Source organism: Gammaproteobacteria bacterium (assembly GCA_029881255.1).
In the GTDB taxonomy this organism is placed as follows: domain Bacteria; phylum Pseudomonadota; class Gammaproteobacteria; order S012-40; family S012-40; genus JAOUMY01.
Genome location: JAOUMY010000002.1, coordinates 173,006 through 198,444, shown reverse-complemented (window position 1 = coordinate 198,444; position 25,439 = coordinate 173,006). Strand labels below are relative to the sequence as shown.

General features: G+C 47.6%; 23 protein-coding genes. 18 read left to right on the top strand and 5 right to left on the bottom strand.

Features of this window, described 5'->3' with window-relative positions; all coding sequences use genetic code 11:
- Positions 1-5: 5 nt before the first annotated feature.
- Positions 6-773 carry a type I methionyl aminopeptidase gene (map, locus tag OEZ43_06055; GenBank protein MDH5545137.1) on the bottom strand — a complete coding sequence of 256 codons (768 nt, stop codon included), beginning with the start codon at positions 771-773 and terminating at the stop codon, positions 6-8.
- A 250-nt stretch (positions 774-1,023) separates the two neighbouring features.
- Here map and rpsB point away from each other — a divergent pair, with 250 nt between their 5' ends.
- The 15 genes from rpsB to rnhB all read left to right on the top strand — a co-directional run bounded on the left by rpsB (position 1,024) and on the right by rnhB (position 15,684).
- Positions 1,024-1,884, top strand: coding sequence for a 30S ribosomal protein S2 (gene rpsB, locus OEZ43_06050; protein ID MDH5545136.1), 861 nt, complete (start codon positions 1,024-1,026; stop codon positions 1,882-1,884).
- Positions 1,885-1,988: 104 nt separating this feature from the next.
- Positions 1,989-2,864, top strand: coding sequence for a translation elongation factor Ts (gene tsf, locus OEZ43_06045; protein MDH5545135.1), 876 nt, complete (start codon positions 1,989-1,991; stop codon positions 2,862-2,864).
- Between the two features lie 19 nt (positions 2,865-2,883).
- A complete protein-coding gene (gene pyrH, locus OEZ43_06040) occupies positions 2,884-3,606 on the top strand; it encodes a UMP kinase (protein MDH5545134.1) in 723 nt (240 codons plus the stop codon).
- Complete coding sequence (gene frr / locus OEZ43_06035) at positions 3,606-4,163, top strand: ribosome recycling factor (protein ID MDH5545133.1); 558 nt, start codon at positions 3,606-3,608, stop codon at positions 4,161-4,163. Before pyrH ends, frr begins: the two co-directional genes overlap by 1 nt.
- 145 nt (positions 4,164-4,308) lie before the next feature.
- Positions 4,309-5,079 carry an isoprenyl transferase gene (locus tag OEZ43_06030; protein ID MDH5545132.1) on the top strand — a complete coding sequence of 257 codons (771 nt, stop codon included), beginning with the start codon at positions 4,309-4,311 and terminating at the stop codon, positions 5,077-5,079.
- On the top strand, positions 5,072-5,893 hold the full coding sequence (locus OEZ43_06025) for a phosphatidate cytidylyltransferase (protein MDH5545131.1): 822 nt from the start codon (positions 5,072-5,074) through the stop codon (positions 5,891-5,893). Before OEZ43_06030 ends, OEZ43_06025 begins: the two co-directional genes overlap by 8 nt.
- 3 nt (positions 5,894-5,896) lie before the next feature.
- Entirely contained in the window at positions 5,897-7,081 is a 1,185-nt protein-coding gene (gene ispC, locus OEZ43_06020; GenBank protein ID MDH5545130.1) for a 1-deoxy-D-xylulose-5-phosphate reductoisomerase, read from the top strand.
- A gap of 6 nt (positions 7,082-7,087) precedes the next feature.
- The gene (gene rseP, locus OEZ43_06015; protein MDH5545129.1) at positions 7,088-8,452 is read left to right on the top strand and encodes an RIP metalloprotease RseP; all 1,365 of its coding nucleotides are present in this window, start codon (positions 7,088-7,090) and stop codon (positions 8,450-8,452) included.
- Between the two features lie 8 nt (positions 8,453-8,460).
- Positions 8,461-10,845: an outer membrane protein assembly factor BamA gene (bamA, locus tag OEZ43_06010; protein ID MDH5545128.1), complete on the top strand. Its 2,385-nt coding sequence runs from the start codon at positions 8,461-8,463 to the stop codon at positions 10,843-10,845.
- Between the two features lie 17 nt (positions 10,846-10,862).
- Entirely contained in the window at positions 10,863-11,366 is a 504-nt protein-coding gene (locus OEZ43_06005) for an OmpH family outer membrane protein (protein ID MDH5545127.1), read from the top strand.
- Between the two features lie 9 nt (positions 11,367-11,375).
- Positions 11,376-12,419, top strand: a complete 1,044-nt coding sequence (lpxD, locus tag OEZ43_06000) for a UDP-3-O-(3-hydroxymyristoyl)glucosamine N-acyltransferase (protein MDH5545126.1) — start codon at positions 11,376-11,378, stop codon at positions 12,417-12,419.
- Positions 12,420-12,463: 44 nt separating this feature from the next.
- A complete protein-coding gene (gene fabZ / locus OEZ43_05995) occupies positions 12,464-12,907 on the top strand; it encodes a 3-hydroxyacyl-ACP dehydratase FabZ (GenBank protein MDH5545125.1) in 444 nt (147 codons plus the stop codon).
- A 4-nt stretch (positions 12,908-12,911) separates the two neighbouring features.
- Positions 12,912-13,682, top strand: a complete 771-nt coding sequence (lpxA, locus tag OEZ43_05990; GenBank protein MDH5545124.1) for an acyl-ACP--UDP-N-acetylglucosamine O-acyltransferase — start codon at positions 12,912-12,914, stop codon at positions 13,680-13,682.
- Between the two features lie 68 nt (positions 13,683-13,750).
- Positions 13,751-14,893, top strand: coding sequence for a lipid-A-disaccharide synthase (gene lpxB / locus OEZ43_05985; GenBank protein ID MDH5545123.1), 1,143 nt, complete (start codon positions 13,751-13,753; stop codon positions 14,891-14,893).
- A 200-nt stretch (positions 14,894-15,093) separates the two neighbouring features.
- A complete protein-coding gene (rnhB, locus tag OEZ43_05980) occupies positions 15,094-15,684 on the top strand; it encodes a ribonuclease HII (GenBank protein MDH5545122.1) in 591 nt (196 codons plus the stop codon).
- A 29-nt stretch (positions 15,685-15,713) separates the two neighbouring features.
- Here the strand turns inward: rnhB and OEZ43_05975 are convergent, their stop codons facing one another.
- From OEZ43_05975 to OEZ43_05960, 4 genes are all read right to left on the bottom strand, one after another.
- A complete protein-coding gene (locus OEZ43_05975; protein MDH5545121.1) occupies positions 15,714-17,534 on the bottom strand; it encodes a hypothetical protein in 1,821 nt (606 codons plus the stop codon).
- Positions 17,535-17,693: 159 nt separating this feature from the next.
- The gene (locus OEZ43_05970) at positions 17,694-19,025 is read right to left on the bottom strand and encodes a hypothetical protein (GenBank protein ID MDH5545120.1); all 1,332 of its coding nucleotides are present in this window, start codon (positions 19,023-19,025) and stop codon (positions 17,694-17,696) included.
- A 26-nt stretch (positions 19,026-19,051) separates the two neighbouring features.
- Positions 19,052-19,438: a roadblock/LC7 domain-containing protein gene (locus OEZ43_05965; GenBank protein ID MDH5545119.1), complete on the bottom strand. Its 387-nt coding sequence runs from the start codon at positions 19,436-19,438 to the stop codon at positions 19,052-19,054.
- Between the two features lie 35 nt (positions 19,439-19,473).
- Positions 19,474-20,538 carry a hypothetical protein gene (locus OEZ43_05960; GenBank protein MDH5545118.1) on the bottom strand — a complete coding sequence of 355 codons (1,065 nt, stop codon included), beginning with the start codon at positions 20,536-20,538 and terminating at the stop codon, positions 19,474-19,476.
- 339 nt (positions 20,539-20,877) lie between these two features.
- Here OEZ43_05960 and OEZ43_05955 point away from each other — a divergent pair, with 339 nt between their 5' ends.
- From OEZ43_05955 to OEZ43_05945, 3 genes are all read left to right on the top strand, one after another.
- A complete protein-coding gene (locus tag OEZ43_05955; protein ID MDH5545117.1) occupies positions 20,878-23,679 on the top strand; it encodes an AAA family ATPase in 2,802 nt (933 codons plus the stop codon).
- Positions 23,680-23,989: 310 nt separating this feature from the next.
- Positions 23,990-24,289, top strand: a complete 300-nt coding sequence (locus OEZ43_05950; protein MDH5545116.1) for a hypothetical protein — start codon at positions 23,990-23,992, stop codon at positions 24,287-24,289.
- A 69-nt stretch (positions 24,290-24,358) separates the two neighbouring features.
- Positions 24,359-25,336 (top strand): DUF2183 domain-containing protein, encoded by a 978-nt coding sequence (locus OEZ43_05945; GenBank protein ID MDH5545115.1) that lies wholly within the window; start codon positions 24,359-24,361, stop codon positions 25,334-25,336.
- The last annotated feature ends 103 nt before the right edge of the window (positions 25,337-25,439 follow it).

Sequence of the window (25,439 nt, the reverse complement as noted above, 5' to 3'; positions counted from 1 at the left end):
TGGGCTTAACTACGTTCCTCTTCGCGCAGGGTCAGGACTTCTACGCCAGTCTCGGTCACCAGGATAGTGTGCTCCCACTGAGCAGACAGGGAGTGGTCTTTGGTCACTACCGTCCAGTTATCCTTAAGTAATTTGACGTGACGTTTACCGACATTGACCATGGGTTCAATGGTGAAGGTCATTCCTGCTTCCAGTTCGATGCCGGTGCCCGGTTTGCCATAGTGCAAGACCTGGGGGTCTTCATGGAACTGGCGTCCGATTCCGTGGCCGCAGTATTCGCGTACGATGGAGCAGTTTTTGGATTCGGCATGTTGTTGAATTAAATAGCCGATATCGCCTAGTCTCACGCCAGGTTTGACCATGTTTATGCCTTTCCACATGGCCTCGTGGGCAGTCTCCGTCACCCGGCGTGCTAACACCGATGGCTCACCGATATAGAACATTTTACTGGTATCACCGTGATAGGAGTCCTTAATCACGGTGATATCGATGTTGATGATATCGCCATTTTTGAGCTTTTTGTCGCCTGGAATGCCATGACAAACCTGATGGTTTACTGAGGTGCAAATCGATTTGGGGAAGCCGCGATAATTCAGTGGCGCAGGGATGGCTTGCTGCTCATTGACGATGTAATCGTGGCAAATCTGATTGAGTTCGTCGGTAGTCACGCCTGCTTTGACATACGGGCCTATCATGGTCAGGACTTCGGCTGCCAGACGGCCGGCAACCCGCATTTTTTCGACTTCTTCCGGAGTTTTGATATGTACACTCATAGCGAAATTGTAAATCCGATCGGTTAAAGCTTAGCTAATTACTGGGAAATTTTGCCGTACATGATAATGGACCAGGCGGGAGAAGGCTATTGTTCTATTAGTGTTTGAGCTAACCTGCGATTTTATGATATAAATGCCGCCTTTATTTTACTTGTAAATCCGCACACATATCGGCACGTGAGCCAGGGTGCTTCGGAGATATCCGGGGTTGGTTCATGGGGTATGTGGAGGCCTAACCCATATAGAGGTAATTATGTCTGTCACTATGCGTCAAATGTTGGAAGCCGGTGTTCATTTCGGACACCAGACTCGCTTCTGGAACCCCCGTATGGCCCCTTATATCTTTGGGGACCGTAACAAAATCCATATCATCAATCTTGAAAAAAGCCTCCCGCTTTATCGGGACGCGATGAATTTTATCAGTAGTGTTGCCAGCCGTGGAGGCAATATTCTGTTTGTCGGCACCAAGCGCGCCGCCAACCAGGTGGTCAAGGAAGAAGCCGAACGTTGCGGCATGCCTTTCGTGAATCACCGCTGGTTGGGTGGAATGTTGACTAACTATAGAACGGTTCGTCAGTCGATCAAGCGCCTCAAGGATCTGGAAAGCATGCAAGCCGACGGTCACTTCGAGCGTCTGAGCAAGAAAGAAGGCATCATGCTTCAGCGCGAAATGGAAAAGCTTGAGCGCAGCCTGGGTGGTATTAAAGATATGGCCGGCATGCCTAAAGCGGTATTCGTCGTAGACGTTGGTCATGAAAAAATTGCCGTTGCCGAAGCGCGCAAGCTCGGTATCCCCGTTATTGGCGTAGTTGATACCAATAATAGCCCTGAAGGTCTGGATTACATCATCCCTGGAAACGACGACGCGATTCGCGCTATCCGCCTGTATGTAGGCGGTGTGGCCGATACCATCATCGAAGCACGTAGTGCAGCGATCACTCTGCCTGGTAGAGATGACGACTTCGTTGAAGTTGATGATCAGGGCAATGCGGCAGACGGTGAAGAAGGTGACGAGAGAAAGGCGGCGCCTAAGAAAACAACTGCCAAGAAGAAGACGACGGCTACCAAGAAGAAGGTTACTACTAAGAAGAAGGATGACTCAGAAGAGTAAATCCAATTCTTACCCTGTTAGGGCAAGTGGTAACACGTCTTTGAAAAAGGGGGGCAATGCCCCCCTTTTACCAGTTAACTAGCGAATATAGAGGTTTGGAAACAATGGCAATTACAGCATCCCTGGTGAAGGAGTTAAGAGAAAGAACCGGCGCGGGCATGATGGAGTGCAAAAAGGCGCTGGTCGAAACCGACGGCGATATCGAAGCAGCGATCGAACTCATGCGCAAGAGCGGTATGGCTAAGGCTGATAAGAAGGCCGGTCGTGTCGCAGCTGAAGGTACCGTCGTGGTCAAAATCGACGCTGGCAACAAGCGCGCAGTTATCGTCGAAATCAATTCCGAAACCGACTTCGTTTCCAAAGGTGATGATTTCAATGGTTTCGCAAACGCAGTTGCCGATGCGGCTCTGGCCAATAATCCAGCGGATATCGCGGCACTAAATGAAACCGCTTTGGCAGACGGCAATACCGTCGATCTTTCACGTCGCGCACTCATTGCGAAAATCGGTGAAAACATCAGCGTACGTCGTTTCAAGATTGTTGAAAGTGCCGGAACATTAGGCGCCTATCTTCATGGATCACGCATTGCTGTGCTGGTTTCCATGGAAGGTGGTAATGAGGAACTGGCGCGGGATGTGGCTATGCATATTGCAGCAAGTCGCCCGGTTTGTGTTGACGAGTCTCAGGTTCCTGCGGAATTGCTGGAAAAAGAGCGTGAAATTTTCACGGCACAGGCTGCCGAGAGTGGTAAGCCGGAAGACATCGTCGCCAAGATGGTTGAAGGCCGCGTGAAGAAATTCCTCAAAGAAGTCACCCTGGTGGGTCAGCCTTTCGTTAAAGACCCTGACACCACCGTTGAAAAGTTATTGAAGTCCAACAGCGCGACGGTTGTTGGTTTTGAGCGCTTTGAAGTAGGCGAGGGTATCGAGAAGAAAGAAGAGAACTTTGCCGAAGAGGTTATGGCACAGGTCAAAGGCTAAACAATAAACGGAGTGACGCGTGGCGCAGCCAGTATACAAACGTATCTTGCTCAAACTCAGTGGTGAGGCCCTGCTTGGTGATGCGGATTATGGTATAGATCCCAAAATCATCGGCAGGATCGCCAGCGAAATTAAGGAGCTGGTTGACGCCGGCGTCCAGGTCGGCATGGTGGTTGGCGGAGGGAATATCTTTCGCGGTGCTGGCCTGGCCGAGTCCGGGATGGATCGAGTTACTGGCGATCAAATGGGCATGCTGGCAACAGTAATCAATGCCCTGGCGCTACAGGATTCATTAGAGAAGCATGGTTTGAATGCGCGGGTTTTGTCAGCGCTCAAGATAAACCAGATATGCGAAGACTACATCCGCCGTCGTGCAGTCCGCCATCTTGAGAAAGGGCGTGTAGTCATCTTCGCCGCGGGTACTGGCAACCCATTTTTCACTACCGATTCCGCGGCAAGTTTGCGCGGTATAGAGATAGGCGCACAGATAGTGATGAAGGCCACCAAGGTCGACGGCGTCTACTCAGCGGATCCGATGAAAAACCCGAACGCAGAACTCTATGCTAATTTAACCTATGACCAGGTCATAGAGCGCAAGCTCAATGTGATGGATACTGCGGCGATTGCGCTGTGTCGTGATCAGAAGATGCCGATTCGTGTGTTTAATATGTTCAAGCCGGGTGCGATGATGCGTGTCGTGATGGGCGAAGCAGAAGGCACATTGGTAAGAGTGGAGGACTAATGTTAGAAGATCTCAAGAAGGATGCAGAGACCCGTATGAAAAAGAGCCTGGCGTCGTTGAAGACTGACCTGGCCAAGATACGGACTGGACGCGCACATACTTCCTTACTCGATTCAATAACAGTTGACTATTATGGCAGCCAGATGCCTTTGTCTCAGGTGGCCAATGTCACAGTACAGGATGCGCGGACACTTGCCATTTCACCCTGGGAAAAGAACATGGTTCAAGTCATAGAAAAGGCAATCATGACCTCGGATCTGGGTTTGAATCCTGCCACTTCCGGTACACTCATCCGCGTTCCCTTACCGCCACTGACGGAAGAGCGACGCAAGGATTTAATAAAGGTTGTGCGCAAAGAAGGCGAGGCCGCCAAGGTTGCGGTACGTAATATTCGTCGCGATGTATTGGGTGATGTGAAAAGCCTGCTCAAGGACAAGGAAATCACCGAGGATGATGATCGCAAAGTACAGGAACAGGTGCAGAAAATTACCGACAAATATGTCGCTGACATCGACGAGATGCTGAAAGAAAAAGAAAAAGAGTTGATGGAAATATAATTGTTGTTTGAATAGTTCAGCGATATCACACGGAATTCGGCTGCTGAAAGTATTGTTCCGTGAACATCGACGGACTAGTTCAAAATTATGTGGAGTGTCATCAGGCCAAGAGCGGTCAATGGTGTTATAACAGGAACTACAGGGCATGTCAGATACCCAGAACAACAAGGTAACACCCATCGGTACGACCAAAATGCCGAAACATATCGCTATCATCATGGATGGCAACGGACGCTGGGCCAAGAGTCGTAGTCTGCCACGATTTGCCGGACATCGTGTGGGACTGGAAGCGGTGCGTAAAACCGTACAGGCCTGTACCGAGTACGGCATTGAAGTGCTTACCTTGTTTGCCTTTAGTAGTGAAAACTGGCAACGTCCTACCAAAGAAGTCAGCGTGTTAATGGATTTGTTTCTGACCGCGCTGAAGAAAGAAGTTAAAAAACTCCATAAGAACAATGTGCAGTTACATATCATCGGTGGTCTGGAAGCATTTTCTGACAAGATACAGGCACGCGCGAAAGAATCTGAAGACCTGACTGCCGGTAATACCGGATTAAAACTGGTTATTGCGGCAAATTATGGTGGTCGTTGGGATATTACCAATGCCACGAAAAAGCTGGCGGCAAAGGTCAAGGCAGGCGAATTGGAACCGGAGGACATTAACGAGCAAATGCTTGGTCAATACATGTCTCTTTCTAATATGCCAACACCTGATTTGTTCATTCGCACCGGTGGCGAGCAACGCATTAGCAACTTCCTGCTGTGGGATCTCGCCTATACTGAATTGTATTTCACTGAGTTGCTATGGCCGGATTTCTCTAAAGGGGAACTGGACAAGGCCATTGCCTCGTTTACCCGTCGTCAACGCCGCTTTGGTCTGACAGGTGACCAGATAGAGAAGGTGGCGGGTGCTTAAGCACCGAATCCTTACCGCACTGGCGCTCATCCCTCTCGTTGTCTGGGGAATTTATGCCCTGAGCAGCGAGCACCTGGCTTATGTTCTGGCCGTGTTTGTTGCCATAGGCGCGTGGGAATGGACGCGCATTATTGGTATCCGCCAGCCAGTTTTACGCGCGGTATATGTTTTGATCGTCGCCGCCATGATGTTTGTTCTTTTGGATCAACGTCATGAAACTCAAATTCTTCACACCATACTATTTGCCTCCGCTGCATGGTGGTTGTTTGCTCTGTTTCTTATAGTCAGTTATCAGGGTCAACAAGGCATGTCCGCCTCGGCTTTACCTTTGAATATATTGGTCGGTTTGCTGTTGTTAATTCCGACCTGGTTATCCTTAGTTGTGTTGCACGGACGAGACGGTGGTGCGCATTGGTTGTTATTCATGTTCGTATTGATATGGGTGGCCGATAGCGGTGCCTATTTTGTCGGCAGAAAATTTGGACGCAACAAACTGGCTCCCAAGGTAAGCCCAGGTAAGTCTCGTGAAGGCGTGATGGGCGCTCTGTTGTTCGCTACGATCTATGTATTGCTTGGCGGTATGTTTTGGCTGGAAATCAGTAGCGACAAAATGATCGAATTTGTATTGATGTGTCTGGTGATCGTGTTGGTGTCGGTAGAAGGCGATTTATTGGAAAGTCTGTATAAACGACGCGCCGGCGTGAAGGACAGCGGTAATATCCTGCCTGGGCATGGAGGCGTACTTGATCGTATCGACAGTGTCACGGCTGCTGCGCCACTGTTTGTGCTTGGCATACAACTTCTGGAGATATAAACGGTGATTGGCGTAACCGTTCTGGGTTCTACGGGTTCGATAGGCCTGAGCACACTGGATGTCATTTCGCAGCATAGCGACAAGTATCGCGTGGTTGCCTTGACCGCACGAAAACAGGTCGAGCGACTGTTTCAACAATGTCAGCAATTTCGTCCGCAGTATGCGGTGATGGTTGACGAAAATGCCGCTACTCAGCTTGAACAACGGTTGAAAACAGCGGGTATCTCCGATATTACGGTACTGCAAGGCATAGCTGGGCTGGAAAAAGTCGCGTCATTGGATGAGGTGCAACAGGTCATGGCGGCTATCGTCGGTGCTGCCGGCTTGCGCCCGACTCTGTCGGCAGCACGTAGTGGTAAGCGTGTGTTGTTGGCCAATAAAGAAGCCTTGGTCTTGTCCGGGCAAATCCTCATCGACGAAGTCAAAAAGAATGGCGCAGAATTACTGCCCATCGATAGCGAGCACAACGCCATTTTTCAGTGCATGCCGGTCAATTATCACGGTGATTTGCGCGCCCAGGGGGTGACAAAGATTCTGCTTACCGCGTCGGGAGGACCATTTCGCACCCGTTCGCTTGCTGAGTTGCACGATGTTACTCCGGATCAGGCCTGTGCCCATCCTAATTGGGATATGGGGCGTAAGATCTCCGTCGATTCGGCAAGTATGATGAACAAAGGACTGGAGGTGATAGAGGCCCGTTGGTTATTCAATGCCTCTGCCGACGATATCCAGGTTGTTGTACACCCGCAGAGTGTGATTCATTCTATGGTGCAGTACGCCGATGGTTCGGTGTTGGCGCAACTGGGCAATCCGGATATGCGTACGCCGATCGCCCACGCTATGGCCTGGCCTGAACGTCACACATCAGGTGTGGCCCCTCTGAATCTGTTTGAGATCGCACGACTGGATTTTGAGACCCCCGATTTTGAACGATTTCCCTGTCTAAGACTCTCATATGATGCTTTGCGTCGTGGCGGCACGGCGACGGCAATACTCAATGCCGCTAATGAAATCGCCGTTGAAGCGTTTCTGGAAGAAAAGATTTCCTTTACCTCAATTCCTCAAATAATCGAGCACACACTTGAGCAGGTGTCGATTCATGATGCACAGGAATTGGCGGTAATACTGGGCGACGATGAAGCAGCACGCTCCATTGCCACAGAAAAGGTCGAAGAGATAAAGCGATAATCATAAATGGATGGTTTTCTCTATTCAGTCGTATTTTTCGTTATCGCGCTGGGCTTATTGATCGCGATTCACGAATTTGGCCATTACTGGGTCGCACGCAAGGCGGGCGTCAAAGTACTGCGTTTTTCAATCGGATTTGGTAAACCTATCTGGCAGCGGACGGGTAAGACTGACGGAACAGAATATGTCCTGGCAGCCATACCTCTTGGCGGCTACGTCAAGATGCTGGATGAACGGGAAGGTCCGGTAGATGAGGCAGAAGTCCATCGAGCATTTAATCGCAAGCCACTGTCTTCTCGCGTTGCCGTTGTCGCTGCCGGTCCGCTGTTTAATTTTGCTTTTGCCATCATAGCCTATGCGTTGATCTTTATGCTCGGCGTGCCTGGTCTCAAGCCGCTCGTCGGTGATGTTATCTCAGAAACACCATTCGCTCGTGCGGGATTGCAGACGGGTGACGAAATCATTTCCGTCGATGGTGAGAAAACGCCGACATTAGAGGCGATGCGATTGTCGCTGGTTGGCTCAGTCATGAAAGGTGGTCAGGTAGAACTCGGTGTACGCCATGAGGATCAGAGCGAAGCCGTCTTAGTTATGGACGTGTCCGAAACACCGGTCGACGCCATTCAGGAAAATTTTCTGCAATATCTCGGTATGACACCTTTGCGCCCGATATTGCCTGCGGTAATTGGAGATTTACAGGCAGATGGTGCAGCCGTGGCAGCGGGGTTTCAACATGGGGATGTGATCGTTCGCGTTGACGGTCAGCCCATGAACGACTGGGTCAAATGGGCGGAATATGTACGTGGCAAACCGGAACAGGAAATTATTGTCGGGATTGAGCGCAATGGGGCTGAATTGGATATCCGAGTAACGCCTGCGCGTGTTGAGGTTCAGGATGCTGTGATCGGTAGGGTGGGTGCGTCGCCACTGGTGCCCGACGGTCTATTTGAAGCCTATCGTGCAATTCAACAGTATTCACTGCTTGCTGCAATACCCGCTGCAATCAGCAAGACCTGGGATATGTCGATTCTTACATTGCGCATGATGTGGAAAATGTTGTCCGGACAGGCATCACTTGAAAACTTGAGTGGACCGATCAGTATCGCTCAATATGCCGGCCAGACCGCGCAAATCGGTATCGTGCCTTTTCTTTCCTTTCTCGCCATCGTCAGCGTCAGTCTGGGCGTGTTGAATCTTTTACCGGTTCCCATTCTGGACGGCGGCCATTTGTTGTACTATCTGGTCGAATTTTTCAAAGGAAGCCCCGTTTCTGAAGAGACGCAGATAATTGGGCAGAAAATCGGTGTTGTTATGATAGGCGCACTGATGTTTATGGCATTGTTTAACGATATTAATCGGCTGATTGGTTAAGGGTTTTGATGAGCGTTGTGATTCGTCTGATAGTCGTTCTGGTTCTGTTATATTCGCCGTTATTGCTGGCGTTTGATGCGTTTACCGTAAAACAGATTCGCATTGAAGGTGCAGAACGGATCAGTGAAGATACTGTGCTGAATTACCTGCCGGTCAAGGAAGGGGACAAGTTTGACCAGATTCGCGTCGAACAGGCGATCAGCGCCTTGTTCGGCACCGGTTTTTTTAACGACGTACAAGTGTTGCGCGATGGCGACACACTGGTTGTACGCCTGGTTGAACGTCCGTCCATTGCCAAGATCACTATCAAAGGCAATGAAGAAATCAGCACCGAAGATTTGACTACAGAGTTGAAAAAAATCGGGCTCGCCGACGGGCGAGTTTTCAACCGTTCTTTGCTCGAACGCGTAGAGCTTGAACTACAGCGCCAGTATTTTTCATTAGGCCGTTATGGCGTATCGATCAGTTCACGCATCCTTGAACAGGAACGTAATCGCGTCGCTATTGATTTGACTATAGATGAAGGCGAGGTGGCTCGGATTCGTCAGATCAATCTGATTGGAAATGAATCATTCAGCGATGAGTTGCTGTTGTCCAAACTTAATTCAGGCGAGCATTCGTTTCTTGCACTGTTGTCCAGTTCCAGCAAATATTCCCGTGAGAAGTTGCAGGCCGACCTTGAAATCATACGCTCCTATTATATGGACCGCGGCTATGTGAACTTTAATATTGAATCGACGCAGGTCAGCATCTCGCCGGATAAGAAAGACGTGTTTGTCACAGTTAATGTTGATGAAGGCGAGAAGTTCTTTGTTAAAGAAGTGAGTTTGCGTGGTGACATCATTATTCCTGAAGTCGAGATGCGCAAAGTAATGACAGTCAGTGGTGGCCAGGTTTTCTCGCGTAAAGAAATAACGGAGACTAGCACCCGCATTAGTGAACGCCTTAGTGAAGAGGGTTATGCGTTCGCCAATGTCAATCCAGCGCCGGAGTTTCACAAGGACGAGAAGAATCAAGTTTCACTCGTGTTTTTCGTTGATCCTGGTAAACGTGTGTACGTACGTCGCGTCAACTTCACGGGTAATATCAAAACCCAGGATGAAGTCATGCGTCGCGAGATGCGTCAGTTGGAAGGTGGCTGGATATCGACAAGTAAGATTAACCGTTCCAAGGTTCGATTACAGCGCACAGGATTTTTTGAGGACAACATCAATATCGAAACGCCGCCGGTCCCAGGGCGTACCGACGTGGTGGATGTGAATTTCACCGTAGTAGAACGGCCATCGGGTAATATCCAGGCAGCTGTTGGTTATGGCGGCGATTCGGGATTTATTGTTTCCGGTAGCGTCAATCAGACTAACTTCCTGGGAACAGGCAGGCGTGTTGGAGTAGAAGTCAACAATAGCCAAATCAGTCGTGTCTTCAGCCTGTCGCTTTCCGATCCATATTACACTGTCGATGGTATTAGTCGCAGTATCAGTCTGTCATCCCGACGTACCAATATTTCCCAATTTACCACAACGGTGGGTGCCTATACGGCTGACGTCACTGGCGCTAGCATGTCTCTCGGTATTCCACTGAGTGAATTCAGATCGGCGCGTGCCGGTCTCAATCTTGAGAATACGGGTATTACCATCGGTGACGAAACGACGCAGAGTTTTCGTGATGAACTGAATGGTGAGAAGAAGCGCGATTACTATACATTGTCGGTTTCAGGGGCGTGGTCATACGATACTCGGAACCATATCCTTTTCGCCGATTCCGGTACCTATATAACCCTGTCGGCAGATGCGTCTGCACCCGTTGTGACGAAAACAAACTACTATAAATTGAACTACCGGCATCAGTGGTATATACCATTGTTTAAAGATATCACTATGCATTTGGAAGGTAACTTCTCCTATGCTCATGGATATTTGGGGACTGAGTTACCGTTTTACGAAAATTATTTTGCTGGTGGTGGCCAGAGTGTACGTGGCTTCGAAGAACGAAGCTTGGGACCTGTAGAACAGCTTTGTAATTATAATCCACCAGTAACATATACAGGAGTAGTGCCAAATTGTGAAGGATTAGGAAAGGTGCGTATCGGTGGTGATAGACGTGTAACCGGTACTGCTGAGTTGGTATTTCCGATGCCGTTTTCCGAAGACAGTCGTTCCACGCGTTTTAGCTTGTTTGTTGATGGTGGCTACCTGGATGGGCCGAGTGCACCAAACCCAACCAGCATCGACAATCTATGGGATATTGCGCGCGAATTCAGGGTTTCCTATGGCGCATCATTCATCTGGATTACACCTATGGGAGCTCTGCGGTTTAGCTATGCCTTGCCGCTACGATTCCGAGCGGACGACCAGTTGCGAGAATTTCAGTTCTCAATTGGCGCACCGTATTAATAGTAAGGAGAAGAAAAGTGAAATTGAAAAAGCTCTGGTTGGTATCAGCGATGACGTTGATGTTTTCGCCGCTGGTTGCTGCCGAATTAAAGATTGGCGTGGTCAATATCGCGCGTGTGATGGAAGAAGCGCCACAGGCGGAAAGTGCTCGAACGTCGTTACAGAATGAGTTCGCGCCAAGAGAACGAGAGCTGGTGGAATTGCAAAAGAGTGTGCGTTCGCTGGAAGAACGTCTTGCGCGCAATGGCACTATCATGAGCGAAGCTGAGCGCGGTAAATTAGAACGTGAAATCCTCGCCAAGAAACGGGATTTCCAACGTGACCAGGAAGCATTTCGTGATGACCTTAATTTCAAGCGCAATGACTTGCTTGAAAAACTGCAACGGGAAATGGTCGGTATCATCCAGCAATATGCAAAGCAGCAGAAGTTTGATGTGTTGTTGGCCGAAGGAGTCATCTATATGAGCGAATCTGTAGATGTGACGGAACAGGTTTTAAGCGAACTCAAAAAGAAGAAATAGTTATTCATTATGCGAATGTTGCGCGGTGCCAGCCTGGGTGAGCTGGCTGCTCTGGTAAAAGGGCAGCTAAGGGGTGATGCTGAGCGTAAAATTCTGGGGATAGCTACTCTAGAGAAGGCGAATTCTGAGCAAATCAGCTTTCTCTCCAATCGCAAATATCAAAAGTTTCTCAAGCAAACACAGGCCGGTGCGGTTATCGTCGCGCCAGAGCTTGCAGATGAATGTCCCGTTGATGCGCTAATCTGTGATAATCCTTATCTCGCTTACGCACGTATCGCGACTTACATGAGTGGCCAGGCGCCGCAATTGGGCGTGATACACCCGACAGCGATTATCGCAGAGAGCGCCAATGTCAGCGCCGATGTAAATATCGGTCCCTATGTGGTGATCGGTGAGCGAAGTGTTATCACTTCCGGCGTTAGTATTGGCGCAGGGAGTGTTATTGGCAACGACTGTATAATCGGTGAGGGTACACGGCTATTTGCGAATGTGACTTTCTATGATGATGTGGTTACAGGGAAAGAGTGCATTTTTCATTCTGCCTGTGTTATTGGTGCCGATGGATTCGGAATAGCCAAAGATGGCGAGCGCTGGGTCAAAATTCCTCAAATCGGCGGCGTACGAATAGGCAATTGTGTGGAGATCGGTGCTAGTACGACTGTCGATTGTGGAGCGCTAGAGCCGACAGTACTCGAAGATGGCGTTAAACTCGACGACCAGATTCACGTCGCGCACAATTGCTATATTGGCGAAAACACTGTCGCGGCTGCAGAGACAGGTATTTCGGGCAGTACCCGCATCGGTAAGAATTGCACACTTGGTGGTGGTAGTGGTTTTAATGGACACATAACTATTGCAGACAATGTACACTTTACCGGTATGTCGATGGTAACCAAGTCGATTACCGAGCCCGGTGTGTATTCGTCGGGAATACCTGTGCAGGACAATCGCAGCTGGCGTAAAAATACCGTGAAATTGCGACAAATTGAGCAACTCGAACAAAAAATAAAAAATTTGGAAGCACAAATTGCCAAGACGGACACGGGAGATTAAGATAAGCCACTGCTAACAGAAATAGCTAAGCGAAGGAATTTGTTTTGGAAAAGATATTGGATATAAATAAGATACTCGAGTATCTGCCGCACCGTTTTCCTTTCCTGCTCGTGGACAAGGTCATTGGTTTTGAACCAGGCAAGTCAATTACCGCGGTCAAGAATGTGACGGTGAACGAACCGTTTTTTCCAGGGCATTTTCCACAGAAACCTGTATTTCCTGGTGTATTAATTGTTGAGGCAATGGCCCAGACTACTGGCCTGCTCGCTTTCGCCACCGAAGGCGGTGCGCCTTCAGGGTCATTGTTCTATTTGGTTGCTGTGGACAATGCCCGTTTCAAACAACCAGTGGAGCCCGGTGATCAACTGATCATGGATGTGGAATTTATTAAGGCCATGCGTGGGGTATGGAAATTTTCAGCGTCGGCCAAAGTGGATGGAAAAGTGGTCGCCAGCGCTGAACTCATGTGTGCGGTACGCGACGCCTAATATTGTGATAGACACGACAGCCATAATTCATCCTTCCGCAAAACTTGGGGAGAATGTCAGCATCGGCCCCTATGCGGTAATCGGTGCCGATGTAGAAATCGGTGATCGATGCAAGATTGGACCTCATGCGGTCATTAATGGTCCAACACGCATAGGCGCAGACACGCAGATATTTCAGTTTTCCTCAATTGGCGATGCGCCGCAGGATAAAAAATATAAGGGTGAGCCTACCGCCCTGGAAATCGGCGAGCGCAATGTCATACGTGAGTTTTGCACATTTAATCGTGGCACGACGCAAGACCAGGGTGTTACCCGTATAGGTGACGATAACTGGATCATGGCTTATTGCCATGTTGCGCATGATTGCGTTGTCGGAAATAAAACCATATTTGCCAATAATGCGCAGATTGCTGGCCACGTACATGTCGGTGATCATGCCATCCTCGGCGCGTTTACCGTGGTACACCAGTTTGTCGCAATTGGTGCCTATTCCTTTACAGGTATGGGGACGATACTCACTAAGGACTTGCCGCCATATGTTATGGCCAATGGCAACCTGGCCAAGCCTTACGGCTTGAATAGCGAAGGCATGAAACGCCTGGGCTATAGTGCCGAAACTCAACGCGCGCTCAAGCATGCCTATAAGATTATCTATCGTTCCGGTCTGACCGTTAGCCAGGCCTTGATAGAACTTGAGTCGATTGCTGTTTTAGAGCCGGAAGTTCGCCGCATGAGTGACTTTTTGGAAAAAGCCACTCGCGGTATCATCCGCTAGTTGCGTTTTATTGCTTCCGCCAGTCTGGCGGTGACATTGATGTCGTTTTTACTGCTCACCTAATAAACATGTCTAAGCCTAAACGAATTGCTATTGTTGCTGGTGAAGTATCGGGTGACATTATCGCCAGTGGTTTCATCCGTGAATTCAAAAAGCACTATCCTGACGCAATATTCTTTGGTATTGCCGGACCTTTGATGAAAAACGAAGGCTGTGACGAATTGTTTGCGATGGAAAAACTTGCGGTTATGGGTTTTTCAGAAGTGCTTGGGCGCTTGCGTGAAATTCTAGGTATACGCAAACAACTCCTTCGAATTCTGCAAGACAATCCGCCTGACCTGTTTATCGGGGTCGACGCCCCTGATTTTAATCTGAAACTCGAACAATGGTTACATCATGCAGGTATATCAACCGTGCATTATGTGAGTCCGTCTGTGTGGGCGTGGCGACAATATCGGGTGAAAAAAATCGCGCGTTCCGTAGATTTGATGTTGACGCTGTTTCCATTTGAAAAGGCGTTTTACGAAAGCCATCGCGTACCGGTTGAGTTTGTTGGCCACCCTTTGGCGGACGAAGTGGATCTTGAAATAGATCAAGAAGCTGTACGTGCAAGGCTTGGTTTGGAGAAAGGCAAGACCTATGTCGCCCTGTTGCCCGGAAGTCGTATGAGTGAGGTTACGCGACTTGCCGAGGTTTTTGTGGATACAGCGCGGCTCTGTGTAGCGCAGAGAGCGCGTCTGGAGTTTCTTGTGCCGTTTGTTAGTGGCAAGACGCGAGATGCTTTTGAAAGTATCGCTGCCGCGTTCCCAGATAAACCTGTGTTTCACTATTTCGATGGTCGTTCACGAGAGGTCATGGCGGCGTCTAGTGTTGTGGTGTTAGCCTCCGGCACGGCGACGCTGGAAGCGATGTTGATAAAACGACCTATGGTAGTTGCATATAGGGTGTCGTCGATCAGTTATTTTATTTATAAATCTCTAGTCAAAGTAAAACATGTAGCACTGCCTAATTTGCTCGCAGGTGAAGAGCTTGTACCGGAGCTTTTGCAGGAGAAGGCCACGCCAGAGCGCATCAGTCGTGAGGTTCTGGCCTGGCTGGATGATCAGACGCGATATCAACGTACCCAGCAGCGTTTTGAGGTCTTGCACAAGGCCTTACGACAAAATGCCAGTGAGTGCGCGGCGATAGCGATTAAGAAGATGTTAGAGTAAGACAGTCTTTCGCGTGGGAGAGTTGAGATCTTTTTTGGGAATATCCGTACTGCGACTCTCTTTCGGATCCACAAGCTAATATTCAACTGCTGGCTACTGCGTATTCTTTTGAGAGCGTTTCGGTGGCACGAATTTGTAAATGTAATAGCGGCGTTTAGGCAGGCTGGGTATACATCAGAATAAACGGAAAAGGGAAAACAATGCAGCACAGTTTTGACTTTACAATCCCACTTGGACTCGTCGCAGGTGTTGATGAGGTGGGCAGAGGTCCATTGGCCGGTCCCGTCGTTGCGGCGGCTGTCATACTCGACGCAAATAATCCGATTGAAGGACTTAACGATTCAAAAGCGCTCTCAGAAAAACAACGTGATGCCTTATTTCCTGAAATCTGTGAAAAGGCATTGGCCTGGAGTATCGGGCGTGCCGAAGTGGAAGAGATCGACGAAATCAATATTCTTCAGGCGAGTCTGTTAGCGATGTCCAGAGCAGTTGAAGGATTGTCTGTACAACCGGAGTTTGCCCTCGTCGATGGTAACAAATTGCCCAAACTACCTTGTCCCGGTGAAGCGGTAATCAAGGGAGATTCCCGTGTAGCAGCAATTGCCGCTGCGTCCATCATCGCTAAGGTAACGCGTGATCGTGAGATGGCGGAGCTAGACAAACAATACCCAGGCTACGGACTTGCCGGACATAAGGGTTATCCGACTAAAGTGCATTTATCCGCCTTGAGTGAGCTGGGAATAACGCCGATACATCGGCGTTCTTATGGGCCGGTGAAAAAACTATTGTAATATTCTATTGCTGCCGTTCACCGACGGGGCTAGACAACCCACTTATAAAACGCATCAATAATTTTCGTCGCGTCCACTAGAATTCCACCGACGGTTTTTGCATCATTGAGTGAAATCTTTTTCTTGGCTTTTTCGAAGTCCTTTTTGACTTCCATGGAGTGGTCGTCCATTTTTCGTAGGTGATTGAGGATGCGTTCGCTGAAATTTTCGTCAAATAAGCCAATCTTTCGTGCTTCATGTACAAGCCAGTTCATATTGATTTTATCGGCGTATTCGCTTTTCCATTCCTTTCCATTGCCTGTAAGAATGCCTCTCATGCCTTTGTAATTGGCGTTTGCATTGCGCGCACACCATTTTGCCGCGGGATGCAAAATATACCAATCGCTAATGGGGAGTTCATTCCCGGAGTAGTCACCTATCCGACAGAAGTGTTGGCGATATAAATTATTGCTACCGTCTTCGTCATGTGAGACTGTGCCGAGTAAGCCGACGGCGTACATATCCTGAAATATTTTTTTTGCGTCTTTACAATCTGAGCATGAAGCGCCTTTTTTTGCTACGCAACCTTCTACGATCTGGCGATTGTATTTATAACAGGCATCATATAACTGAGTTTTAGTAATAATATTAGAATCGACATGCTTTAGCGCCTTGGGCAGATCGCTAGCGAGATCGGTAGCAGTGAATTTTTCGACCTCGCACAAATAAGAGTTTTCGATCTCTCTTGAGGTCTTCTCACCAACGATATCTCGAAATTGAGACTCATCTAAATCGCGTGCATGTTCATGAATCACTTTGCCAAGCATCATCAAATCTCTTGGGCGTCCGAGCGAGTAACGAATGAGGTAGTCGATAGCCGTTTCGTCTTCGCCGGCCCATTCATTGTTAATGGTATCAATTCCTGAAAACGCTTTTACTGGATTGGTTTCGAGTTCGTTAGGTTGTCGTAGGCTGTCTTTGTCTTCGAATGTAGTGATGGCGTTTTCGAAAATATGTTCCAGATCACTATGTGAGTAGCGAATTTCCGCAATATTGTCGGAGTATTGTAATCGTAACTGGTGTTTGAATACCGCCCAGGCTTCCATGCGAATTGAGGCAAATATTTTAATCTGGCTGTTCATGCTTTTGATGTGATAAACAGCCTGCGCTAAACCATTTTGCGCGTCGGCCCAGGCCTGAAATGGCAGGTTATCAACGCCTTGATCAACTTTATCGATGAAGATGACAATGGGGCGTTCAATAATTGAGCAGGCCTGCCTAACCGCTACCAATAGTCTTGATCGGGATTGAAAAAGTTCTTCCGGGCTTTCCTGGAGTAGCAGACTCAAAATCTCGGTGGGATTCAAACGTACCATATCGAAACGTGATATCTCGTCGCCCTGGTTTAGTTTATGCGAGATCTGTTTGATGATGGATAGGGATAGATGGAGTTGTCCGATTTCTTTGTTAATCTGTGAAACGAAATCCGCAAGATAAACCTTGTCTTTCGTCCTGATGGCATAATTGGTAATGACAGAAAGACAGATGCAGATAATCCAGAAGTCTTTCCAGGTATCGGAGTTTGTTCGACTGGTAATCGCACTGTGGGCATCAATGACTTGCTGAAAATAATCAATTTCACGGTTGTAAGGAATTCGTATGGCGTCCTGGCCACCCATGCTGGCTTCGGTGTAGCGATTGCTGATGTATTTGAGCAGCAGTGTCTTGCCGAATCCCTTGGGTGCGCAAACAATATTCCGACCACCGCTGATGAAGGATTCGACGGTACTGTTTTTGAAGAGATATTTTTCTTTATTTAGTGTGCTGAGGTTGAGGTTGTCAGCATCTACCAGCCAATTGTTCATGGTCATGCGCAGCTCCTGCAATCGAGAAATTCATGACCTTCCCTCCCCGGGTGAATCTAACATAGAGAAAAACTGCCCTGTGCGCAAGGTTTGGGAGTGAAATTGTGCTGAAACTTTCGTCAGGTACAAATGAGAAGAACGAGAGAAATTACCGACGTGTTTGAACTAAAATCGACCACTAAACCCGATCGAGACCAAAAGACTACTCGCTTCCAGCGTTGAGTTCATTACATTATCGTGGATATTCTGTTGTACGAGCTTGGCTTCGACAGAAGGAAGTAAGTCGAGAGAGTTAGGTATGTCAATCAGTAGTCCAGCACCGAATGACATTGTTGTTGTCACTGCATCATATTTGGTCGAGGCGAATTTAATTAGCATATCGCTTTGATCGTATGTGGCCGACAGCTGTGAAAAATTCATTGGAAGCCGATCAAATGACGCGTTCATAAATACGTCTACGAAATATGGCGTTTTGATAAGCGCATCAAGTTTGCCAGAAAAAGAAAATCCAAATCGGGTGTTTTGCGTATTCTTTTTTGGAAAGTTGCTAGTGGTTCTGAACAGGGAAGATTCATTGACGACGAGCGTCGAATAGAATGGAAAATCTGCTGAACCACGAATACTGAAATATTTGTTGCCGAAATGAAAAGCACCCTGCAGTCCAAGCTGCTGGCCATTCAATATGACTTCATTGTTGAAATTTACCAGCTCTGGTGTTTCCGTTCCTGAGTCTATCGTCAGCACTCCGTATTCCGTGCGTTCGATTTCTCTGCGTCCATAAAATGGACCAATCGCAAAGTAAGCATCAGACGCTTTGAATGCCCAACTTAGGGGCATCATTTTAAGATGCCTGTTCATCCGATTTCTACCGACAGCGCTGTCTGAAACGTCATCAATATTTCCGGATGTAGCATATTTCAACGAGTCATAGGAAATGCCGGTCAGAAAGTTTTGTATTTTGAAAGAGTAGGACAGTTCAGGGATTAATTCCTGAGCGTTGGTTAATTCGATTTTGACGCTGCGCGGAAAAATCTCGGGAATGCTCTTGGGTAAAGCCTGAAAAATCGGTGGGCCTTGTCGCTTTCCCGGGATATCACGGGCTTCTGTTGGCCTGGTAATTAAATGACTTTCTCGATTGACGGTAGCCTTGGCGACTCTTTCAGCGTCACCAAGCTCAATATTGTCCACATTGACCAGGTCCGCAGCTTCATTTTTTACGGGCGTATCTTTTGTGGGGGCTAGGACAGTTGCTTCTTCCACCTTGGCAGGCGCCTGCTGAGCGATTTCCTTTTTAACCGGTTCTACTTCAACCGAATTTACTTTTTCCTGTTTCGCCCGAGCAGACTCGTCATTTACATCGTCTACATCTTCCGATAATTCTGTTACCAGCCGTAGTCCAAGCGTTGCTCCTTCAAATATTGCAGCAATAGATGCCCCTGGCGTCAGAGACGCCAGTATTGCAGCAGCCAGGAGTGTTTTCTTTTTAGATACAGCCATCTTATTACCAGTAAAACCCGAAAAACTTAGTGCAGCACATTCACCAGCTTGGGCATCTGTTTGGAAATTGCGTAACGGATACTACCGATAACAACGTCTTTATTGGCGAATACGGCGAGAATATCGTCTTTAACAGGCGCCATAATGACCTTGCCTTCAGAAAACTCAGACAGGTATTGGCCCATATTGCCAAGCTTGAGTTCTGTCCCCAGTTTTTCTGCGGCCTCAACCGATGTCGCAACCATTGCGCCCAACGCATCCATATTGAGATCCAAAGTGCTTGAACTATCAATAACAAAACCGTCACGGCCGACGAGGGCGACAGCATCGACGCCGTCAATGGTTAGAAAATCATTCAGTACACGTGACATGCTTTTGTCTGAAATACTCGATACGGTTGACTCGATGGTCATTTATCTTCTCCTTAGTGTAATTATTGCGAGTACGGTTAATTAATTTGGTTGCGCAAGTACGAACCAAGCCAGTCGGTGAAAGTTTTGGCCGTAAGTTCCGCTTCGAATTGTCCACAATTCGGGGTGAATGAATACACCATGTTTCCACCGAGTGAGACATTCCGCTGTGGAATCTTCTCCAGCGCGGTGATAAGAAATCGTTCATAAGTCGTGCGAGGTATCTTGTCATCACTCGACTTGATGATAATCGAATCAAGATGCTCGGAAATACTATCCAGTGAACTGATATCGCTGGCGGCTTCAACAGCTATCCCTATGATATAGACGAAACTGTTTCTATCCAGTCCCAGGCGTATCAAGGCGCAAGCCTGATCACCGTCTCTCTTCGGGTTTTTCAGAATGAGCCGGGATTTTGACAGTTCGCTAAACAGAATTTCGATAATCTGCTGCGACGCAACAACGCCTATGCCGAGCGCATTGCTGCGTCGTTGTGCCGAAAGGCTAAAAAGTTTTTCCACGTCACTTTGCATAACAGAACGGCATTGCGCGCCATGCGTCACCAGTTCCTGAATCGCGGTCGAGGCATCGGGAATGGATCTGGGTAACTGGCGAATTTTGCTTTGATGGCCTGAAATGTAGTGCTCGATTACCGCTGCCTTGATATGACGGCTGTTCTGCCAATCGTCGTTTTGCACGGCGAAACGAAGTCGCTCCAGTAACTGGGTTACTTCGTGGTGTAAGCGGGTAGTGGTTTTTCCAGCCAGGTGGCGCTCATTTATACGCCGCTCGAGGAAGTGTATTGTCGCGTCGAATTCCTGGTTGAAGTGGCTCTTAACCTTGGGGAAGGCACTCTTCATGGTGTCGATGTGCTTTCCTAGCTTGCTCAAGGCTGCTCGAGCATTCATGGAATCACTTCTGTCCAGTTGTTCACGGGTTCGGGCAATCAATTGTTGCGCAACCTCTCCGGGGACTTCCATCGCTTCGTCCATGCCCGTTCTTACCAGTTGCCGGTATGCCCTTATGGAATTCTTGAATTCCGTTTCGAGTTCTCTAAGTTCGCTCTGCCGCTCCATGTCGCTATCGCCCCTGATTGCTGTCATTTTGCTTTTGTGGATTGGAGATAATACACCGAATGGCTATATTCGCAAACATGTTGGTGTTTTACCCTATATCGTCTGATTAAAGCGCTAAAAATCCCAGTCCTAAAGAATTTTACAGGTGATAATTGTGACAAATTACTTTAGACTATGCGACCGTGTCGTGTTTTAAAGACAATAATTAAATCCTGATAATCGAATAACTCCAAGTATCAGTGGACCGACGTTTCGAATCAATCCTTACAGGTAACTTCTGCTCAAGTTTTGACCAGCGGTCTTCAGAACAACTAAGTAGTTGTGCCTTTAAAAGAAACACATAACCATACTGGCAGGGATAACCAAATGTACGAGCATTTTTTCAAGCTGACCCGAACACCGTTTAGAACACAATCGGAACCAGAGCTGTTTTTTGAGGGCAAATCGCACAGGAACACCATATCGTGTCTTGAACAGGCGATGTCAGCGAAAAAAGCAGTCATCACCCTTTTTGGATTGCAAGGTACGGGTAAGACCACCTTAGTTCAGAAGGTAGTCAGTAAGCTCATTTCCCCCAATACATTTGTCTATCGCATTAGTAAAAGCGAAGATGCAGATATAGAGCACTTGATCGTAGAGGAGCTCAGTCATCGTCTGGGACAGTCCGCACCCGCGGGAGGTCCGACGAGAGAAGCGTCTGCACTGCACAAAATGATGAAGACCACGTCGCGTGATTATTTGCTAATCATCGACGAGGCGCAGCGATTGTCTATTGATGAAATTGATTTCATTCACGATTTTGTCGCCCTGGGTGAGCATAGCGATACGGTTTTAAAAGTCGTATTGGTTGGGCACGCCGAAGCGAGAAATCTTGTCGGATTTGACGACGTGTCAGGCAATGCGGATTTGCAGGTTACTCATTGTTCCCTCGAACCATTGGATAAAGACGAAATTTCCCAGTATGTCGAGTTGCGTTTGCGCAACAGTGGTTGGAATGGTGATCCCGAACTCTCTGAAAGTGTGTATACCTGTTGTTTTGAAATAACCTGTGGCGTACCCAGAAGAATCAACTCCTTTTTTGACCGCTTGTTTCAGCACATGGCATTCGAAGGTTTACATGCTATGGATCAGGCGCGAATCGATACGTTTTTAACAGAGTTGCATGGTGAGTTGTCGAATGACGCAAACCTGACGTTCGATGACGGGGAAATACTCAAGCGTATACCCGAAAGTGAAAACAGAAAAACTGAACCGCCAAAAGCGGATCCTCAACCAAACGTGGTGGAGGCCATAGGGTCACTTTTGCAGAAGCAAAAACAAATGCAAAAGGATCAGGTAAAAGAAGCAAGCATTACTGAATTGCAAGCACCGGCTGAACAAGTGGCAGAGCCACTGGAAGTAAAATCGGTAGAAGCTAAATCGGCCGAACATGTCGCAAAATCACACGAAGCGAAAACAGTAGAAACGAAATCTGCCGACATAAAAAAAGAGGAAGTTCCTGCGAAGACTGAGTCGTCCAGTGGAGAATCAGAGGACGACGATATAAGAGAAGGACTATCCGATATCGAGAGTCGCCTGCAGCAATTGAATCGTGAAATCAATGAAGGTAGTTTTGGCAAGCAGGCATATAAAGGTAAATTGCTCGAAGCAAGCGGCCCGATATCGCCTGAACAAACAGTCAATAAGTCCACACCGAAAATTGAGCCGCAGCCAGTGGTAGAAACGGCAATTAAGACGCCTGAAATCAAGCCAGAGATTCAACAGAAAGTTGTATCCGATGCGAAAAAGGAAGCTGTAAAGAACACCAAACAAGAAATGCAGCCTGAACAGAAATCTGAAGCCAAGCCTAGAGTAGAAAAGAAACAGCCGGATCTTCCTAAAGCAGAAAAACATGCCAGTGGGAAGATTGCGTCAATTGAGGTACGTAAGGCGGCAAAAATCCGCCCTCCGGTAAGCGAGCAAAAGCCAAAAGTGATAGATGATTCCGTCGATGGCCAGGAGCTTGTACCGGTTGTTCCTCTGGCCACTGAACAGGCGCCAGCACCAAGCCAGGGTTTCAGTGGTATGACGGTTATGGCGGCAGGCATCGCGGTTGCGCTTATTTTTGTCGGGTTCATCGCGATTAATAGCGATAAAGCTGAGGCTCCTGCTCGCGTGGTCTCTTCGGTTGATCGTTTCGATGTGGAAAGTACTACACCAGCAGACGAAAGCACCGAAGTTGCAGCATTTGAAGTTCACAAAGACGTGATTCCGACGCCAATCGCGGAGAAACAGAGTGCGGATGAAACAACTACCACCGCAGAAACGCCTTTGCCAGTAGTTACTGAGCAGAAGATCGCAGAAGAAGTTAAGCCGATCGAACCTGAGAAACTGGTTAAGGTAGAAGAGAAGAAACCGGAAGAGAAAAAGTCCGATGAAAGAAAGCCGGTGATCGTGCAGGCCCCAGCAGCAAAAGAAAAACCTGCACCGGTAGTTGTGGTTGAAAAGAAAGCGAAAGAAGAGCCGAAAGTCACGAATATTGCGTTAGTGAACAATAAGCTGGTTGAGGTAAAGAAGTCCCAGGAAGCTAGCAAGCCGGTAGAAAAAGCGGTTTCTAAACCACAAGAGTCTGCGCCAGTGAAGGCAGTCGCGGTCAAGACCATTGAAGAACCCAAGCCAGTAAAAGTGGCTATGGTTTCAAAATCACCTGCCAATACTAGCGTTGAGACACCACCAGCGAAACCTGTGATTCCTAAAATGGAAGCGGTAACTACACCTAAGGCCGAGAAAAAGATAGCCGATGTGTCGGTTGAAGAGCTGGACCACATGATGACGCGGTTCAAGTGGTATTACGAATCGGGTGACAGCCATATGATATCAAGTCTGTTCACGGAGGATGCACGCACCAATGACAATATTGCTGGACGCAAAGCGATTACAGATGGTTTCAAGGAGTTGTTTGCCGCTACCGATTATCGCGTGTTTAGCTATAAAGATATCAGCTGGAAAACTACGGGACTGATGGCCGTGGGCAGTGGCGCGTTTAAATTGACAGTTATCATCAAGGAGACCGGCGAGTCTAATGATGTCGAAGGGCGTATCTATGTACGCGTCCTGAAGTCCGATATCGATGATAAACCAGAAATAAAAGGTCTGTATTACCAGTATGATCTGGCTTCAAATCGCTAGATTGTTGTCTTAAACACAGCCAGTGAAAATTGATACTGGGTGTGTTACTGCGATTCGCTTCAGAAAAACTCCGAAATTGATTTTTAAACTCACCAGCGTCTCTGGCGATGCTGGTGAGTCATTACTGATACCCGTAAAGTCTGTTTTCAGCACAGAGCCTGAAGCCTAATCATCTACCACTTCAGATTGTTTATATTACACGCCTGTTTTGTGACTATGGTCACAAACATTCCTCCGAAAAAACATTAATCTTCTCACTCACAAGGAAGGCGAATAATCGCTAGATCCAATTAATAAAGAGGGGAATGTCATGCACGCCGTAGCAACAGTCGAGGAAAATTATGCCACTCCGTCGGAATCTTCACCAATACGTTCAGCAACTATCGAAAATGCGTTAGCAATTGTCTGGTTGAAAGAGGAAGTCAACGAACAAATGCGCGAAAAAGCCATTGCTCACGTGTTAAATGCCCCTGGTGTGATAAACGTGTTTTTTTCTTTAAACAGAGAAAACTTATTGAATATAGAATTTGATTTCAACCGTATCCGTTTTGGAAATATCATTTCCCTTGTAAGGAACAGCTTTCCGCAAGCGAGTATCGTCGGGTATTGATTTGCCATTTAGGTAATTGCGAGGTGTAGGAAATCTCCTGCATAATAGTCTTCAAAAAGGAAGATGCTTATGCGCAGTCATCTCGTAAGAATTCTTATAGCTCTATTTACCATCGTATTGATCAACGTGCTTGTGAAAACTACCTGGGCGGACGAGGATCAGGTGGTGTTCTCCTATTGTTATGGTAACCAGGACAGCATTTTCGTCGAGGGACGCGTCCTGGAAGTCGAAAATGAAAGAGATGTGACTTCGGATGATAGTTGGCTGGTCAATAGCTGGCGTAAGCTTCGTCAGCTAATTAATGATGAACGAGAAAATGCTAAGATTGAGCTTAATGTAAACGAGACTGTTTATCAGCTAAGCTCTGGCGAGGAAGGATTTTTTACACTCGAAGTGCCTAAGCCATCAGGCCTATCTTCCGGGTATCATCAACTCGATGCCAAAATTCGTGGCGGTTTATCCACGCAATGTCAACTTATTGTAATACCACCCGAGAACACACTAGGTATCATTTCCGACTTTGATGACACGGTTATTATCACCGACGTAATCAACAAACAAAATGTTATAAGCAATACACTCGCCTTGAATTATAAACAGAGACGGGTGGTTGAGGGTATGGCTGACTGGTACAGTAAATTACTCTCCGATAATCCTCAAGCAGACTACACAACACTGTTTTTCGTTACTGGCTCTCCAAAGCAACTGCAGCGTGGAATCGATCAGTTTCTGGACTATCAAGGTTTTCCAAGGCGCATAATTCTTACGAAGAAACTCAATGGCGAAGATAGTGATCCCTTGCTCGATCAGTTCAAGTTTAAGACCGAAAAAATTCAACACATATTGCGGACGTTTCCGAATATGAAATTTGTACTGGTCGGCGATGACGGCGAAAAAGACCCGGAAGTTTACCATTGGCTTTTTGAAAAATTCCCTCAACGCGTGGTGTCTGTCTGGATACGTAAGGTAAATCCAGACGCTACAAGATTACATTACACTGAACAGCAGTTGTTTATTGACGGAACTCAGGCCTTACGTTCTAAGTAGTGACTCTCTATGTGTTTGGATCAAAAAGTGTCCATCACCTCTGAATAATTCTGAATGTCCTTATACAGAAAAAACACTATTCAAAAAACGCAAAATATCACCT